18 protein-coding genes are annotated in these 17,124 nt (G+C 36.7%); 6 read left to right on the forward strand and 12 right to left on the reverse strand.

Features of this window, described 5'->3' with window-relative positions; translation table 11 throughout:
* Positions 1 to 10 precede the first annotated feature (10 nt).
* Positions 11 to 316 (reverse strand): DNA-directed RNA polymerase subunit omega, encoded by a 306-nt coding sequence (rpoZ, locus tag IGJ50_RS15310; protein WP_069639156.1) that lies wholly within the window; start codon positions 314 to 316, stop codon positions 11 to 13.
* A gap of 4 nt (positions 317 to 320) precedes the next feature.
* On the reverse strand, positions 321 to 935 hold the full coding sequence (gene gmk, locus IGJ50_RS15315) for a guanylate kinase (protein WP_069639155.1): 615 nt from the start codon (positions 933 to 935) through the stop codon (positions 321 to 323).
* A 515-nt stretch (positions 936 to 1,450) separates the two neighbouring features.
* Between gmk and IGJ50_RS15320 the strand changes: the two genes are divergently transcribed.
* Entirely contained in the window at positions 1,451 to 2,890 is a 1,440-nt protein-coding gene (locus tag IGJ50_RS15320) for a DUF1958 domain-containing protein (RefSeq protein WP_429951239.1), read from the forward strand.
* 63 nt (positions 2,891 to 2,953) lie between these two features.
* Here the strand turns inward: IGJ50_RS15320 and IGJ50_RS15325 are convergent, their stop codons facing one another.
* The 4 genes from IGJ50_RS15325 to IGJ50_RS15340 all read right to left on the reverse strand — a co-directional run bounded on the left by IGJ50_RS15325 (position 2,954) and on the right by IGJ50_RS15340 (position 6,125).
* Positions 2,954 to 3,241 carry a hypothetical protein gene (locus IGJ50_RS15325; RefSeq protein WP_069639153.1) on the reverse strand — a complete coding sequence of 96 codons (288 nt, stop codon included), beginning with the start codon at positions 3,239 to 3,241 and terminating at the stop codon, positions 2,954 to 2,956.
* A 70-nt stretch (positions 3,242 to 3,311) separates the two neighbouring features.
* The gene (locus tag IGJ50_RS15330) at positions 3,312 to 4,196 is read right to left on the reverse strand and encodes a YicC/YloC family endoribonuclease (RefSeq protein WP_429951241.1); all 885 of its coding nucleotides are present in this window, start codon (positions 4,194 to 4,196) and stop codon (positions 3,312 to 3,314) included.
* Between the two features lie 16 nt (positions 4,197 to 4,212).
* Positions 4,213 to 4,431: a YdbC family protein gene (locus tag IGJ50_RS15335; protein WP_207121708.1), complete on the reverse strand. Its 219-nt coding sequence runs from the start codon at positions 4,429 to 4,431 to the stop codon at positions 4,213 to 4,215.
* Positions 4,428 to 6,125, reverse strand: coding sequence for a patatin-like phospholipase family protein (locus tag IGJ50_RS15340; RefSeq protein WP_429951243.1), 1,698 nt, complete (start codon positions 6,123 to 6,125; stop codon positions 4,428 to 4,430). The genes IGJ50_RS15335 and IGJ50_RS15340 overlap by 4 nt, the downstream gene beginning before the upstream one ends.
* Positions 6,126 to 6,285: 160 nt before the next feature.
* On the opposite strand from IGJ50_RS15340, the gene IGJ50_RS15345 reads away from it, so the two are divergent.
* From IGJ50_RS15345 to IGJ50_RS15355, 3 genes are all read left to right on the forward strand, one after another.
* On the forward strand, positions 6,286 to 7,974 hold the full coding sequence (locus IGJ50_RS15345) for an Hsp70 family protein (protein WP_429951245.1): 1,689 nt from the start codon (positions 6,286 to 6,288) through the stop codon (positions 7,972 to 7,974).
* A 210-nt stretch (positions 7,975 to 8,184) separates the two neighbouring features.
* On the forward strand, positions 8,185 to 8,385 hold the full coding sequence (locus IGJ50_RS15350; RefSeq protein ID WP_069639148.1) for a hypothetical protein: 201 nt from the start codon (positions 8,185 to 8,187) through the stop codon (positions 8,383 to 8,385).
* 17 nt (positions 8,386 to 8,402) lie between these two features.
* Positions 8,403 to 9,836 (forward strand): DUF1958 domain-containing protein, encoded by a 1,434-nt coding sequence (locus IGJ50_RS15355; RefSeq protein ID WP_429951247.1) that lies wholly within the window; start codon positions 8,403 to 8,405, stop codon positions 9,834 to 9,836.
* Between the two features lie 169 nt (positions 9,837 to 10,005).
* Here IGJ50_RS15355 and IGJ50_RS15360 read toward each other — a convergent pair whose 3' ends face one another.
* The 5 genes from IGJ50_RS15360 to yfmF form a co-directional block, all read right to left on the reverse strand.
* Positions 10,006 to 10,671, reverse strand: coding sequence for a hypothetical protein (locus IGJ50_RS15360; protein ID WP_069639147.1), 666 nt, complete (start codon positions 10,669 to 10,671; stop codon positions 10,006 to 10,008).
* Between the two features lie 277 nt (positions 10,672 to 10,948).
* Positions 10,949 to 11,527, reverse strand: coding sequence for a CDP-diacylglycerol--glycerol-3-phosphate 3-phosphatidyltransferase (gene pgsA / locus IGJ50_RS15365; protein ID WP_069639146.1), 579 nt, complete (start codon positions 11,525 to 11,527; stop codon positions 10,949 to 10,951).
* Positions 11,528 to 11,702: 175 nt separating this feature from the next.
* Positions 11,703 to 12,644 carry a helix-turn-helix domain-containing protein gene (locus tag IGJ50_RS15370; protein ID WP_429951250.1) on the reverse strand — a complete coding sequence of 314 codons (942 nt, stop codon included), beginning with the start codon at positions 12,642 to 12,644 and terminating at the stop codon, positions 11,703 to 11,705.
* 377 nt (positions 12,645 to 13,021) lie between these two features.
* Positions 13,022 to 14,314, reverse strand: a complete 1,293-nt coding sequence (yfmH, locus tag IGJ50_RS15375) for an EF-P 5-aminopentanol modification-associated protein YfmH (RefSeq protein ID WP_429951252.1) — start codon at positions 14,312 to 14,314, stop codon at positions 13,022 to 13,024.
* Entirely contained in the window at positions 14,307 to 15,575 is a 1,269-nt protein-coding gene (gene yfmF, locus IGJ50_RS15380; RefSeq protein WP_069639226.1) for an EF-P 5-aminopentanol modification-associated protein YfmF, read from the reverse strand. The genes yfmH and yfmF overlap by 8 nt, the downstream gene beginning before the upstream one ends.
* A gap of 204 nt (positions 15,576 to 15,779) precedes the next feature.
* Between yfmF and mscL the strand changes: the two genes are divergently transcribed.
* Complete coding sequence (mscL, locus tag IGJ50_RS15385; RefSeq protein ID WP_069639143.1) at positions 15,780 to 16,229, forward strand: large conductance mechanosensitive channel protein MscL; 450 nt, start codon at positions 15,780 to 15,782, stop codon at positions 16,227 to 16,229.
* 164 nt (positions 16,230 to 16,393) lie between these two features.
* Entirely contained in the window at positions 16,394 to 16,639 is a 246-nt protein-coding gene (locus tag IGJ50_RS15390; RefSeq protein WP_429951255.1) for a hypothetical protein, read from the forward strand.
* A gap of 53 nt (positions 16,640 to 16,692) precedes the next feature.
* Here IGJ50_RS15390 and IGJ50_RS15395 read toward each other — a convergent pair whose 3' ends face one another.
* On the reverse strand, positions 16,693 to 16,986 hold the full coding sequence (locus IGJ50_RS15395) for a hypothetical protein (protein WP_429951257.1): 294 nt from the start codon (positions 16,984 to 16,986) through the stop codon (positions 16,693 to 16,695).
* Positions 16,987 to 17,124: the final 138 nt, after the last annotated feature.

A 17,124-nucleotide genomic window follows, 5' to 3' on the forward strand; every position in this document is an offset into this window, starting at 1 on the left:
GTTTTTTATTTTATAGTCCTTTTTCGTCGCGGATACGATTTTCAAGTTCTTTTTGTTCTTGTTCATGTCTCATTTTTTTCTCTTCTTTTGCCATACGCATTCTTTCACGCTTTTCTTCTGGTCTAGGATCATTGATGACTGTCGCTGCATCGATTTCTTCCAATGCTTGACCCACGCTTTTTACAGATTCAAAGCTTTCAAGAGTTGGTTGTGCGCCTTCATCTAATTCGTGTGCGCGTTTGCTTGCTAGTATAACAAGTGAATATTTTGATGGTACTTCTTTTAATAATGAGTCAATAGATGGTTTTAGCATCATAAGGCTACATCTCCTTCAACATTTTAATATAGTTGCCAATTACTCGATCAACGCGAAAATGTTCACTCGCGATAATTTCCTTGATTCTCTTCACAGCCAAGGGCACTTCATCATTCACAACCGCATAATCATATAATGCCATCATTTCGATCTCTTCGCGAGCCACACGCATCCGTTCTTCGATCACTTCATGATCATCTGTACCGCGCCCTACGATTCGTGATTTTAACTCAGCTAGATCTGGTGGGGTTAGAAAAATGAAGACGCCATCTGGCACCTGCTCTTTGACTTGTTCCGCACCTTGAACTTCTATTTCTAAAAAGACATCTTTTCCCTTATCAAGCGTTTGGTTAACGTAAGAAAGCGGCGTTCCGTAGTAATTCCCTACGTACTGTGCATATTCTAACATTTCACCAGCTTCGATCATTGCTTCAAATTCTTCTTTTGTGCGAAAGTAGTAATCGACTCCTTCTACTTCGCCTTCCCGCATCTTACGGGTAGTCATAGAAATTGAGTACTGAAAATCATTCTCTTCACTATCAAAAATTGCTTTTCGTACTGTTCCTTTACCAACTCCAGAAGGACCTGATAGTACAATTAATAATCCACGCTCTGACATGATGACTTCCTTTCGTTGAAAGCTGAATGAACCTGATTAGTTCTGACTGAAAAATAGGGAAAGTAGATTGTGCTGCTCTTTGGCGCTAGGCAACTTTCATCTTTTTACCAAAGAACTGGTTCATGAAGCTAGATAATTTAAAAGCTGAACAGACTGACTCGTCTGAACAACCATAAGTGATTACAGTATTAGTTCTATAATGCACTTTTTTTCTGTAATTTTCAAGACTTTATCATTAATATCTTTGAAAATAAGATACTTTTTAGTCAGATACTCAGAAACCTGTTTATTTCACTAAAAGTCAATGAAGTATTTGTTCACTTATACTAGTCCTCTAAAATAGCTAGCTTTTTTCCTGAACAATCAAAATTGTCACTTCTATTTACAAAAACATTCTCGAAAAACGTATACAGCACGCCTATTTTTCAAGTAGAATAAAGTGATTGCTTATTTTCAAACAAGGTCAACTACCTGTTTATTTAAAAAAAGTACTAAAAATGAAGGGACTCAAACTTATGATAAAAGGTCACATACTGTCTAAATTAATTAGTAGCCTTCTACTAATTGCATGTCTTTCTCTCGGGAGTTTTATTCAAAAAAGTTATGCAGAAGAAAATTTGATGGACTTTGCAGAAACATCTGGTTTCCCTGTCAAAGAAGCCTGTCGCCCTAAAGCATCTATCGTGATCGATGCTGATTCTGGGCAAATTTTGTGGGCAGATCAGCCCGATTTGTCTTGGAGTCCTGCGAGTATCGCTAAAGTTATGACCATGTACTTAGCCTTTGAAGCGATCGAACAAGGGAAATTCACGCTAGATACAACTGTCCAAGCAACTGAAAATGATGTTCGTATTTCACAAATCTACGCATTGAGTAACAATAAAATTAGCTTAGGAATCGATTATCCCGTAAGTGACTTATTCACTATGGTCGCTGTTCCGTCGTCAAACGTCGCTACTTTGATGTTAGCAAATCTGGTTTCTGATCATGATGGTGCTGCTTTTATTCGTAAAATGAATGATAAAGCAGCTGAATTAGGCATGACCAACACCACTTATTTTAATTGTAGCGGAGCACAAATCGCAGCCTTTGACGGACTATATGAAGCTACTGGCATCGATCCTAACGGAGAAAACAAGTCCACAGCGAGAGACCTAGCTATTCTGACTTACAACTTGCTCAAAAAATATCCAGAAGCACTGCAATTTACCAACCAACCAGTCGTTACTACCATGGCAAATACACCGCAAGAAGAAACGTTTGAAACCTACAACTACTCATTACCTGGGGCAAAATATGGTTATGAAGGCGTTGATGGGTTAAAAACAGGTTCTAGCCCAACAGGAGCCTTCAATTACATTGCTACAGCTAAAAAAGACAATATACGACTAATCGAAGTTATTTTAGGTGTAGGGGATTGGTCGGATCAAGAAGGTGAATATGAACGACATTTAGCAGGAAACGCCATTTTAAATCACGCCTTTACTACCTATGAGTATCAAAAATTACTCTCCAAAGGGTCAAACAAAATCAATCAAAAAGAAATCAATGTAGAACGAGATTTTTATGGATTTGTAAAAAAGGGCACCGAGCCAAGCTTTACATTAGAAGACGGACAACTTTCTTTGGCTAGCGAATACGGTCAAGTTTCACCAAAAATCCCTGTTAAAAGTGTCAGCTACCAAGAGTCTGAAGCCACAAAAACAGAGACTCAACCTGCTAAATCAGACAAAAAGAGTAATACTCCAGTTCGCCTAAAAAAGGGACAAAAACACTTAACCAGCAGCCTTCTTGCTGGATTTGGTTTGTTGTTACTGATCTTTTCAAGCGTCTTTAGAAAACGAGTCGCTGGCGTTAAACGAGGTAGCCGGAAAATCGCCACACCAATGACTTGGCTATTCTTTACGCTAGGTATTCTTTTACTGCTTTTAGCAGGCAGCCTATTTCTTCTATAAAAAACAATTGGACTAAAAACCGCACAATGCATAAAGCGCAATGTGCGGTTTTTATTCACTAGCCTAAAAGCCCATATTCGATAATGTATTCACAACACCCATAATTTCATCATGGCGTTTGATTTTTTTATCTACCGGACCATCTACTTCTTCTACATCCACACGCACAACAAAACGACGATTCAACGTCACAAAAGCCTCTTCGTTCACGCGGATATTTAGTTCATCCTTGGTAAATGATACGCAAGCATCTTCCCAGACCTCAAATGGTTCTCTGTCAGAAATGACTTCTCTTTTCACTACAGATTTCCCACTCAATTCATGAAACGTTACATCATAATAGTTTGACATTCTTATTCACCTCTTTGCTTTCTTCTGTTCAATTATAACGTTAAAAAATAGAATCACAAACTATTTTTCATTATTCAACATTTTGGATTTGCTCACGAATTTTTTCAAGAATGGTTTTCAATTGGACAACAATGTTTTTAATCTCAATAGAACTTGATTTAGAACCCACCGTGTTGACTTCACGATTCATCTCTTGGATCAGAAAATCTAACTCACGACCAACAGGTTCAGCTTGACACAATAATTCCTGTAGCTTAGTCACATGAATCGCCAAACGGTCTAATTCTTCGTGGATGTCGCCTTTTTCCAGTAAAATTGCCAGTTCTGTCAATAATCGTGTTTCATCTACTTGACTGCCCAACAAATCATTTAGTTTTGTTTCAAATTTCTCACGATACTCTTTCTCATAAACCGTTACAAAGTCTGTTAATTCATGAACTAGATTGATAAAATCTTGACAATATATGGTCAAAACTTGTTGGATTTTTTGGCCTTCTTGTAGACGACTGGCATCAATTCGTTCTACTGCTTTTTTGACAGTTTCTAAAACCAACAAGCCAAATGTTTCATCCACTTCTTGTTTTTCTGTAACCTCAACATAATCAGAGTTATTCAATAGCTGATTGGTTGTTTGGGCTGGATCAAAGACCGTCTCAGGATAATGGGCTGTCAGCTCTTGTTGGACTTCACCCAACAATTGATGAATCAAATCCCAATGAACTAATACCTCTTTATTCCCACTACCGGTTTGCTTGATATTGATGTACGCCTCAATTCGTCCTCGCTGTAACGTTTCTTTCATCAATTGACGAATAGCCATCTCGTAAGGGTTGATCTCTTTTGGCATCCGCAATTGAATATCTAAAAACCGTTGATTGACACTCTTGATTTCTACATCGATTTGGTACGTGTCATTTAAAAATGTTTCTTTTCCAAAACCAGTCATACTTTTCATTGACAGGGTGTCCTCTCTACATGGATTTTATCGCTTTAGCTAACACTTCAAATTCTTCATTGGTCAAAGTAATGCCTTTGCCCATTTTTTCATGATCTGCCGACCAGTCTCTTAAGTCAAATTTCGGTGGTCGTCCATTCCAACTTACTAAATTAAATTCTTTCCGCCAACCTTGTGTATTTTCTGATAAGATGGCAATTTCTTCTACGATTTCATATGAAAACTCTTGTTTCATTCTTCATCCGCTCCTTTTAGTATAAATTCTTTCATTAAGATTTGTAACACTTGAGCTGGTAATTTATCAAGCAAAAAGATAACACGCTGTGTTTTTTCTTTTTCATCTGCATTCAGTAAATTATTCATTAATGATAACTGTTGTTTATCAGAAAGTAAAAAGTAATCTTCATAGTACCGCAGCAACCATTCTTGAACCGAGATCATTCCTCTAGATTCTATAAAATCGGTCTTCATTTGACCAGTTTTTTGTAGCATCTCTGCTAGCTCTTGGATTGTATATAACTTCGATGCAGAGATTTCTTGACTCTTGGCTAATAATTCTACCAAAACCAGTCCAAGATTTTCGGTATACACCCTGTCTTTATAAACTTTACGCAATTTCTTGCAGATTTTATTTTGTTGTTCTAAAGAAGTCCATAGTTTTATTTGATAGGTCTCTTTGATAAAAGTGAAAAAATCTTGCTGAAAGTTCTCTAAACGAGCGATTGTTTCATCCACTGTGTACCAGTAGCCAAAATAATTTCTCCGGATTGCCTTGATCGTTTCTAGATAACCTAATTGGATATTTTGGGTTGAACGAACCCCATCAAATAAAAGGACTGCTCCCATCGACCACGGTGTTTGCAAGGTCAGACAACTGGTTGTTGCAGGTATTTTCACAGGCTTTGTGATTCCTGGACCTTTCACATCCACGATAATGCATTCTGTTGCACCCTTGCGCAACGCAATATCTACTGGTATATTATTGCGATAACCACCGTCTATATAATAGTTATCAGCGATTTTCGTTGCAGCCATAGCTGGAAAAAATGACGCCGAAGCTAACAGCCATCTTTGCCATTGATCACTGTGACAGTCATTAAAATGAATATTCTTTTCTTGCATAGTTGGCAACTCTGTCGTAACCAAGTAAAAATCTGCGGTGACTTGCTGTATCCGCTCTTTTGAAAAGGTATCATGAATCAACTTTTGCAAAGGTTTTGTCGAGACTCCTTTGGATTGAATCGCGCTCAAAGTAAACAAGCCGATTTGACTCATCATACCACCTAACGTATCACTTGTTACGTCAGGTGTAGGAAAAGAGAGGATTTGATTCGTTTCAATTTTTTCCCACATATTTTTAGCCGCTTCAAAATCATCTTGCAAGATTAGAGCACCATTAAGCGCACCTACTGAGGTCCCAGTAATGATTTTAATAGGAATTTCTAGCTCTTTCAATGCTTGCCAAACGCCAATCTGATACGCACCTCTTGCGCCGCCGCCACCTAAAATCAAGCTCGTATGATACTGCAACTCTTTGACAACTACTCGATTTGATTCTACTACATAACCATAGTTTAAAAACACTTCTTGCAAGTGAAGGGTTAGCGACTGCGGAAACAAAAAGGTGATTTTTGGTTGAAAGGTTTGTTTGAATAAGCGCTCTATAGCTAAAAAAATTGCTGTCCAGCTGTTTTTCAGATTTTCTTGCATCAATAAATTTGTGACTCTCCCCGCTTCCACGGTCATAAATAAATAAGGGGTTTTCCCTTTGTAAATGACATATCCAGTCCCAGAATTCTCTCGTACCTTTTTACTAAATACTTGTCTCGCCAAAGTGTGTGTCTCATAAAAAGGCAGTAGCTGAATACTTCTTGTTACTCGTTCAGCAAAATTCGGCCATTCTGAAGCAACCATTTGCTCACTTCTCATTACAAACACCTCCATCAGTTAAAGTATACCAAAATAATCCAAAAATTACTTTTTATTAAAAAAAGCCAAAAAGCATACTTTTTTACTCTTGTTTCACGTAAAATGAAATAGACCTATTTTTATAGGAGAATATAGAAGTTGGTAAAAAAAGGAGAATATTATGGGGATAATCGGAATTGATTTAGGGACATCAAATAGTTTAGTGTCTTTTTGGGATGGCACGACCGTTCAACTGATTAAGAATCAATTTGGACAAACACTCACACCATCAGTCGTCGGCGTGGATGATAACGGTGATATTTTGATTGGAGCGATTGCTAAAGAGCGGCTGATCAGTCATCCACAATTAACGGCAGCTACCTTTAAACGATTTATGGGAACGGATAAAACATATGATTTAGGCGGACATTCCTTTACACCTATCGAATTGTCTTCTTTCATTTTGCGCAGTTTGAAAGAAGATGCTGAAACAGTTTTACAGCAACCATGTAATGATGTTGTGATCAGTGTACCAGCTTATTTTAATAATGCGCAACGTGAAGCAACTATAGAAGCGGCGAAGTTAGCAGGCTTGACTGTGCAAAATCTGATTAGCGAACCTACAGCAGCTGCTATAGCTTATGGTTTCCACAAAGAAGCCGATCAATCGATCTTAGTCGTTGATTTAGGTGGTGGAACCTTTGACGTGTCTTTATTGGAGATGTTCGACGGTATCATGCAAGTAGAAGCTATTTCTGGAGATAACCACTTAGGCGGAGAAGACTTCACTCAGGTGATCGTCAGAGACTGCATAAGCGAGCTTAAATTAACCGGTACTGTTTTACCTGCAATAACACAATCTGTGTTATACCAAAAAGCAGAGCTATTGAAGCATACATTAACAACACAATTATTAGGCTCATTTGATTTTGAATGGGAAGATACTACCTACTCTTACCAGCTATCGCAAGAACATTACAAAGAACTTTGTGAGCCGTTACTTGCTAAAATGCGTCAACCGATCGGACGTGTTTTAAATGATGGCCGAATCAGTATTCAGGAGGTCGATCAAGTCATTTTGATCGGTGGAGCTACAAAAAATCCGATTGTTCGCAACTATTTTGCCCGTTTGTTAAAAACGATCCCTTACACGCAAATCAATCCGGATGAAGCAGTGGGTCGTGGAGCAGGACTTCAAGCTGCTCTAAAACAAGACCGCTCGATGGTCAGTGAAATGATCTTAACAGACGTTTGCGGGCATACCCTAGGTGTCGACTCTGTTAATCAAACTAGTACAGGCTATATCGATGGTGTCTTTTCCCCGATTATTGAACGAAATACCACGATCCCTGTCAGTAAAATGAAAACTTTTTATACACTGAGAGATAACCAAGAGCATGTTCATTTCGCAATTTACCAAGGAGAAAATCCAATGGCAAAAGATAATTTAAAAATCGGTGAATTGGATATTAAGATTCCTCCTGCACCAGAAAATAGTCCCATTGATTGTCGATTCACCTATGATTCTAATGGCCTTTTGGAAGTACTCGTCACCGATCAAAGTGGTCGTTCTAAACAATTGATCATTGAAAGCTCTCCTGGAAAACTAACACAAAAACAAATGCAGGAAAGTTTAGCAAAATTAAACGCACTAAAAGTTCATCCACGAGATCGCGCTGAAAATCGTTTATTACTAGCACGTTTAGAACGTCTCTATGCAGAAACAACAGGAGCCATGAGAGAACAAGTTCAATTATTACTCTTTCATTTCAGAGATGTCCTAGAAAAACAAGAAGAAATTTTAACGAAACGAACTGCGGCCGAAATCACCCAACAACTAGATGAGCTAGAAAAAGGATTATGGTTATGAGTCCCTAGAAAATTTTAACGCTCGCTACGATCAATTGAACTAAATTCAGAAAGTCTAACTACTATTTTTCTAAAAAATTCCTATTTTCTGACAATCAACAGCAAAATCTGTTAGAATACACTGACTACCTTTCAGAAAATATGAATACTGTTATAGAAAATAAATTGAATCCCCTATTTCTTAAAATCGACAAAAGAGTCTCTATATCTCGTGAAACAAACTCAAATAAAATTTATTGTTTCTGATCAAGATAATGACCAAGAAGAAAAATTGATACGTACATTTGATGAACAAGGTAGATTAGCGCACGTTTTTAGACCTAACTGGGAAGAAGTTGACGAGGAAATGATTCATTATTCTAATCGAGAAGCTTTCAAAAATATCCCAATTTTACTAGAAGAACCTGATTAATGACAAAGGATGTTTATATGAAGAAAAGAAACGTTTTATTGAAAATTTGCTCACTTATATTAGTTATAGGTTATTTTTCAGGCATTTTTACGGCTGCTGACGCTTATGCCCAAGAAGATATTTTAACGATCACTCAAAATGCCGGCTATCAAACAAACGAAGTATACAAACCTCAGGCCTCAATCGTGATTGAAGCTCAAACTGGGCAAGTCCTTTGGGAAGATAATCCCGACTTAAAATGGAATCCAGCCAGTATCGCCAAGTTAATGTCCGTTTATCTTGTTTTTGAAGCGATGAAACAAGGTAAATTTACGTTGGATACCACAGTTAAAGCGACAGATAGCGACCAAGCAATTTCTCAAATTTACGAGTTAAGTAACAATTCGATCGTTGCAGGTGTCGATTATCCTGTTCGTGATTTGCTTTATGCAACTCTTGTTCAGTCATCTAATGTGGCAACTGTGATGCTAGCTAATTTAGTCACAGCAAACGATGAAGCAAAGTTTATCCATATGATGAATGATAAAGCCAAAGAACTCGGTATGACAAATTCAACATTTTATAATTGCAGCGGTGCTGAAACAGGTTCTTTCAACGGTTACTACAAACCAGAAGGAATCGATCCTAACGCTGATAACATAACAACTGCTCGAGATTTGGCGATCTTATCTTATCACTTATTAAAAAATTATCCAGATACAGTCATGTATACTAGTCCAACCCAAATCACCATTATGGAAAATACACCCTACGCTGAGATTTTGGAAAATCATAACTATTCTTTACCTGGCTTAGCGTATGGCTATGAAGGGGCTGATGGGTTAAAAACAGGATCCAGTCCTACTGGTGGTTTCAACTATGCAGCAACTGCTAAACGTGAAAATACGCGTTTGATCGAAATTGTATTAGGTGTTGGAAATTGGGAAGATCAAGAAGGTGAACTTCAACGCCACGCATTTGGTAATGCCCTTTTCGACAAGGCTTTTGCCACCTATGAGTATAAACAATTGCTTTCTAAAGGAAATCAGACCATCAATAAAGAAGAAGTAATCTTAGATCAAGATTTTTATGGTGTTATTCAAAAAAATACCGAACCAGTTTTTACACTATCTGCTAATACATTAACAATGAATAATGGCCTTGCTCAAGTCTCCCCTACGATCAAAGCGCCAAGTGCTGAATTTAAATACGCTAAAAAGCTAAAAGCATTACAAAACTCGCCTCTCCTTAAAAATACAAAGAAGAAGAATAGTTTTTCAACCTTTTTCCTTAACGGCTTGTTGATTATTCTAGGTCTCTTGTTTGCGGTCTTATCAAAGCTGTTTAAAAAAGAAGCAACAGATGCAAACAAGGCGAAAAAATTCAATCTGTTATTAACCATAGGGATTTTATTTATTCTTGCCGGAATTGGTCTCAGTATTTATACAGTGATTTTTGGACCTTTAATTTGATTATATTTTTAATGATATTGATAACGAAAAACAGTGAAGAATCGCTTCTTCACTGTTTTTATTTGCTTTGCCAACATGACTTGGCAAATCTATACTTTATAAGATTCACACAAATTTGGGTAAGAAATTGGGTCAGAATATTAAAAATTAGTATTTAGATAGTAGGGAATTATTTATTTTTCTTTAGTTGTTTGATTTCTTTTTCGATTTGGCTAATTTGTTTACCTAAAGTTTTTTGTTCATTTTTATCACGTGAAACTTTTTTCTTATTGATCAATTCTTGTTTTTCTTGGATCAAGGCATTGATTTTAGCTGTATTATCTTCTACTGATGTAGATGGTGTTGTTGCCTCTTCTGTTGAACCGCCTGTTGTGCTACCATTTTTCAACGCTTGAATTTCGCGTTCGATTTCACCAATACGGATACCCAAGGCTTTTTGCTCTTTCGGATCACGACTAACTTTTTTCTTGTTGATTGCTTCCTGTTTTTCTTGGATCAAGGCATTGATTTTTGAAGTTGTATCTTCGCCTGACGTTGGTGGTGGTGTTGTATTTCCAGTTGAACCGCCTGTTGATCCGCCTATTTTTAATGCTTGGATTTCACGTTCGATTTCACCGATACGGATGCCTAAAGCTTTTTGTTCTTGCCAATCACGACTAACTTTTTTCTTATTGATCGCTTCTTGTTTTTCTTGAATCAACTCATTGATTTTTTCAGTATTATCTACAAATTGAGTTGAGTTTGCCTGTACTTGAGTCGCACTTGCTAAAAATCCTGTTCCTCCGATTGATAAAGCTAAACCAGCAACTACTGCACCTTTTACAAATTTGTTCATTCTAAATTCCTCCAATTTATTTTTTTGTTCGAATACTACTGTTTATATGATAATAGTCCCGATACACAGATTATACCCACTGTTTCAAAAAAAGTAAACTATTATTTTATAAATAGTAGTGTTGATTATTTCCACTTTGATCGAAAAAGTTTAAAAAGACTGTTATATCAAGGATTTATGCTCTTTTTTTTTAAATAAAAAAGGTTAAAAAAATACCCTTTTTACATGAGATCAAGTAAAAAGGATATTTTTTATTCATCATTAGAGGAAATAATCGTTACATTGAGCCTTTAAATACATCTGCATTTTTCACAAAATAATCGACTCCTGAATAGATCGTAAACAGCAGACAAATATACAACATGATTTGATCAACAGGAAAACCAATTGCTGTAAACGGAATATTATTGATAAACAATAAGATGATTGCCACCATCTGCGTTGCCGTTTTTACTTTTCCTGGCCAAGCAGCAGCCATTACTTCGCCGCCTTCAACTAATAACAAGCGTAATCCAGTTACAGCTAATTCTCTACATACAATAATCGCAACGACCCAAGTTGGTGCTTTTTGTTGTCCTACTAAAACGATAAAAGCAGTCATCACCAACATTTTATCTGCCAATGGATCAGCGAATTTACCGAAATTTGTTACTAAACCACGTGCACGAGCAATTTTTCCGTCCAACCAGTCGGTAATACTTGCTACTGCAAAAATGATCGCTCCAACTAATTGCGTAACTGCTAGAGATGTACCCGCTATGGTAAGTGTACCCCAATCCATCGGTATGCTAACGACAGCGATAAAAATTGGAATCATGAATATTCTAATAACTGTTAATTTATTTGGTAAGTTCAATGCCTGTTGCCCCTCTCTTCTATTTACCTATTTTACGTTATCTTATAGAAGGTGTCACGAAAAATGATATTTTTTTTATTCAAAAATGGAATACTCACGTAAGTTCTCAAAAAATAAGCGATGAACAGTGTTTCGTTGTCCTTCGCTTATTTCTTGTGTCCTTAATTGCGGATCTTTATTGTGCTGGTTGTGAGTGCTCAGATTGTTGTGTTTGTGCATAAGCTAATGACATATTGATATTTCTCGGTCCAATTCCTGTACCATTCGGATTGAATTCCGCTTTTTGACCATCTAATTTAAATTCCATGTACTCAGATGCACCTAGACTAACAACAATCTGCGTTGTACCTGCTGGAATTTCAACAGATTTAGGTTGCCCTGGCTGAATCGTCTCTTGATAAAAATAGCCATTATCATTATTAGCAGCTGTCGCAATATAAACACCAACCCAACAAGGCCCAGTTACAGCACTAAATTCAAGCTTAGCAGGCTCTGAAACATTGATTGCATTCATATTCACTGTCACACCTGATTCACTAACAAAATTCACTTCAGTTGGTGCTTTAGGCTCTGATGAAGAACTTGATGTTGACGATTCTGTCGTGCTTGTACTTGAAGCCAACGATTGACTTGATTCAGAACTAGGCGTCGAATCTGATTCTCTGATTATCTCAGAGGCTGGCGTTTGAATGATTGGATTTGCTTGACGATCTTGCCATGTAATATAAAAAACAACAATTGCAATGGCTAATCCAATCAAAGAAAAAATAACCGCAGGTAAACTTTGCATGAAACGTTTGCCCTGACTGTTTTCATCATACATTTGCGTTCGTGATTCATCTAATGTTTGGTATTGGATCGCTGTTTCTATATCTTCTGGTTCCTCGATCCCATCATAAATTTCCACTAATTCATTGCCATCTAGTCCTACTGCACTTGCGTATTGACGAATAAACGCACGCACATAAAAAGTTCCCGGCATAGAATCAAAGTCATTCTCTTCGATAGCGATCAAATAACGCTTTTGTGTCTTAGTAATTTGCTGCAATTCGTCTAATGACATGTTTTGCTGCAGTCGTGCATCTCTTAATTTTTTTCCTATATTTACGCTGGCCACTCGTCCATCTTCTCCAGTCTCTCTAATTTATCAATTTTGCCTATTTAAAGCAGGCTTTCATTCAGTAATCCGTTCTCGCATCTGTCTCTGTAAGAGTTAGATAGTCTATCTTTGTATCGATTCCTATCTCACAGTGCTCTGTAAAATCTTTGGGTAAATCCTTAGATTAAGCTATTCAAAGAGCTGATAGATTTACTTTACTCTACTTATCTAAGCATACCATAAAAAATTACTGATGAGGGTAACATTTTTGAAAGTTTTCAACTAAATTTCGGACTTTTTTTGTTTCTGCTATTCAGAGTTCAAGCAAGCCTTATCATCTTGGCTACATCACATACAACATACTTCAAAGGCTTGCTCTCTCACTAGTTCGATCCTTATTTTTTAGGATACATATAAAAGCGACTCAATCCTTCTTGATTGATGAATACTTTTGCTACGTTTTTCACGTCCGCTAATTGAACACTCTCGATTACTTCTGGTGTATCAAACAACGTTGTTTCCCCAAAAAGTGATTGTGAAAATTGATTGGCGATATATTCTAGTGAATTTAAAGATTGGAAGTATTTGCCAATCATTTTTTTCTTCAATAAAGATAAGTTGGCTTCTGTCAATTCAGGGTTTCCATCTACCGTTAGAAGAATTTCTTCAATCCGTTGTGCCAATAGTTCCGGCTGATCACTGTCACCGCCAAAATCTGCAAAATGGAAACTGCGATCTAAATTAAATTCATAACCAAAACTATCATCCAATAACCCTTCATTATACAAATTCAAATAATTTTGAGAGGTGTTACCGAATAATAATTGCAATAAAAGATTGGCAGTCGTTTTATATTTAAGTAATTCTTTCCCATCTGTTGGCACTTCATCCAGACCCTTCAAGCCCACGATCACTTTAGAACGGCTGATTGGCATCTCGATTGAACTTTCTTTAATGATATCTGCTGCTGTTTCTTTTGGAAAATGGCGTTTGATTGGCATTGCTTTCGCAAATGTTTTGGCCGATTGATTATTTCGGATAAACGTCATCATTTCTTCTGGTTTCATTTTTCCAACAACAAATAATGTCATATTGCTCGGATGATAAAATGTGTTGTAGCAGGTATACAGATCTTCTGCGGTAATTTCCCCAATACTTTCAACTGTCCCAGCAATATCAATGTGTAGCGGATGCTTTGGATAAAGGTTGCCCAACGTGCCAAAAAATAAGCGCCAGTTTGAATCATCCAAATACATTTGAATCTCTTGTCCAATGATTCCTTTTTCTTTCTCAACTGTTTCTTTTGTAAAATACGGATCTTGAACAAAATCTAATAAGGTTTCTAAATTTTGTTCCACTTGATCTGTTGTTGAAAAAAGATAGCTTGTTTTTGTAAAACTTGTAAATGCATTAGCAGAAGCACCTTGACGTCCGAATTGTTGAAAAACATCGCCGTCTTCTTTTTCAAACATTTTATGTTCTAGGAAATGAGCGATTCCATCAGGCACCTTAACAAAATCTTTTTCACCGATTGGTACAAATTCATTATCGATCGAACCGTAGTTTGTAGTGAACAAGCCATAGGTCTTGTTATAGTCTTCTTTCGGCAATAAATAAACAGTCAATCCATTTTCTAGGACTTCTGTATAGAGAACTTCGTTGATTTGTGGATATTCTTTTTTATTCATCGATTTTTTCTCCTTCCAAAAAGAAAATGGCTTGTAATTGGACCAATTTAGCTACTCGTTGAACATCTGCCACTGTGACAGCCTCCATCCGACGAAGCCACTCATCATCTTTTAAACGTAGGTGGGGAATCAAATCATTCAAGTATTCATTTTCTAAAACTGCTCCCGCATTATCTAAAGAAAGTAAATATTGATTTTTTAACATTGCTTTGGTTTGTTTGATTTCTAAATCTGTGACTTTTCCTTGACGGATATTTTCTAATTCCGTTGCAATCAAATGCAGCACTTGATTACGATTACTTCCGTCAATTCCTGTCTGAACACTTAGGAAACCGCGGAATGTATCAATACTACTAGACGCATAATACGCTAGATTTTCTTTCTCCCGGACGTTCATAAATAATTTAGAATGCGGAAATCCACCGAAAACTCCATTAAATATTTGCAAGGCAAAATAATTCTCATCACCATAATAAACATCAGTATGATAGCCTAAATTCAACTTAGATTGCGCCAATGGCTCTTGTTCAGAACGTTCTTCAATGACATTTCTTGAGGGTTGTGCATAAAAAATATCAGCGATTCCTGATGCGCGGTCTTCAAAGGGCAATTTACTGAATAGCGCAGTAACTGCTGCTGCTTCGACATCTCCAAGGACAAAAATATCCACTTGGTCTTCACGTAACATTTGTTGATGATATGCAGCAATACTAGTTGACGTTTCCTTTTCCAAATCGGTACTATTGCCGAAACTTGGGATTTTTTGATCTTCTGACTGACTAAAATATAGGTTTTGTAATGCCAAAGAAGAATAGACTTGCTTATCTTCAGAAATGCTTTCATAGTAGGCTTTTAAATTTTCTTTTTCACGCTGGAATGTTTCTTCCTCAAATTTCCCATCAATGATATTGGGATAAAATAAGATTTCTTTGACAAAATCAACTGCATCCGCCAAAACATGACTATGCTCCAAGTACTTATCATTGACCAAATTGATTGAGAGATTCAACCAATGCAAATTGCCTTTTTTGTTAACATTGATGCCAAAGCTAGCACCATATAATTCTGCTAATTTCTCACTTAGTTTCACTTGATCTGGGTAATTTAAACTATTTGTTTCAAGTAAGCTAGATAGCAGCGTCCGCTTCGTTATTGTTTCTTTATTCAAACGCGTATTAAAACGAACTAAAATACGCACCGTTTTATATTTTTCTGTTGGTACAACATGTAAATTGACCCCTTGTGCTAATGTGATCGGCATCTTGTCAGCTCCTCTTTGCTTTTCATCATAATAAAGCCCAGTCTGAAATACAATCATCTGGACGTTTTTAAATGTTTTTTTAAGATTTTCTACATCCATTTAATTATAGCACAGCTCATCAGTCTTTCCTTGCTGGAAGAGTCTTTCATTTCAATTTTTTTCATTTTTTCTGTATACTAAATTTGAGAAAGGGAGGTTAAACTTATGATCAAAGAATTTAAAGAATTTATTATGCGTGGCAATGTCCTTGATTTAGCTGTTGGGGTTGTTATTGGTTCTGCTTTTACTGCGATTGTGACACAAATCGTCAATGGATTGATTACGCCGCTCGTTAGCTTAGTTTTCGTGCTGACCACTGGAGAAAAAAGTGCAGATGACGCGTTAGGCGCACTTGTTTTTAACATTAAAGGCGTGGCATTCAACATTGGGGATGTGATCAGTGCTCTTATTACCTTTTTAATTACAGCCTTTGTTTTATTCCTAATCGTAAAAGCTGTCAATAAGATGAAAAAGAAACCACAACCTGAGGAAGAAGAAGTTGCGGGTCCTACAACAGATGATTTATTAGAACAAATCCGTGATTTGTTAGCAGCACAAAATACTGCGACAACACTGAATGCTACGAAAGATCATGCTGAGAATCATAAAGAATAATTAGCAATAATAACTATTTAGTCACCTGAAAACTTTTCCAACAAATGGCTCTCCATTTGTTGGAAAAGTTTTTTTGATTGATGAACAATTCTTAAAAAAACAACATTTTACCAGTGATTGCGCTATACTAAAGACAGTCTGTACCATATCAGGGAGGAAATAGGATGAGAAGAAAATGGACTGTAGCTAGTGCTTACATATTAATTTTTGGGTTTCTTGCCGGGATAATCGATCCTCGCCTAGGAACGCTTGTTTTCAATTGTGCTTTGGGGCTTGCGCTTATCGTTGGTGGTTGGCAACTTAAAATAAAGCAAAGTTGGATCGCTCGAATTATTTTTGCATTAGGTGTGCTTTGGTTTTTATACTTATTTTTATATTATGTAACCGGGTTTAACAATCCTCAATTTTGATTTTCATAACAAAACCAGACGAGATTAGACAGCACACTCATTGCTGAATATGTTTATTCTCTAATCTCGTCTGGTTTATCAAGTGAACTCTTTGATGTAGTTTCCTCTTCTTCTCTTTTTTTGATTGGAGGAACTAGCTTTAAATGATTCTCTTTTACTGGTGGCTCAGCGGGCATTTTTTTTGTCCATTGTTCTACTAGTTTTTGTGTTTCTAGCATTATTTCTTGAATATTTGCTAACCTTTGGCTGACTTTTTCTTCTACTTCTAGTTGCTTTTGTTTACTGTGTGCAACAGCTTCCTGTCCTAGCTTACGTATTTGTTCTTTTTGCTGTTCTTTTTCATCCATCAGACCACCTCTATTCTATCAAAATTTCTATAGTAAAATAGTATCACAGCTTTCGTTCTTTTACTAATCGTTGATCATTAGTTGCTGAAATTTCAATGGTATCCTTCACATCTTCTTCAGAAATCGAAGAATCGAACA

Source organism: Enterococcus sp. AZ101 (assembly GCF_050499005.1).
Lineage (GTDB): Bacteria > Bacillota > Bacilli > Lactobacillales > Enterococcaceae > Enterococcus_L > Enterococcus_L ureilyticus.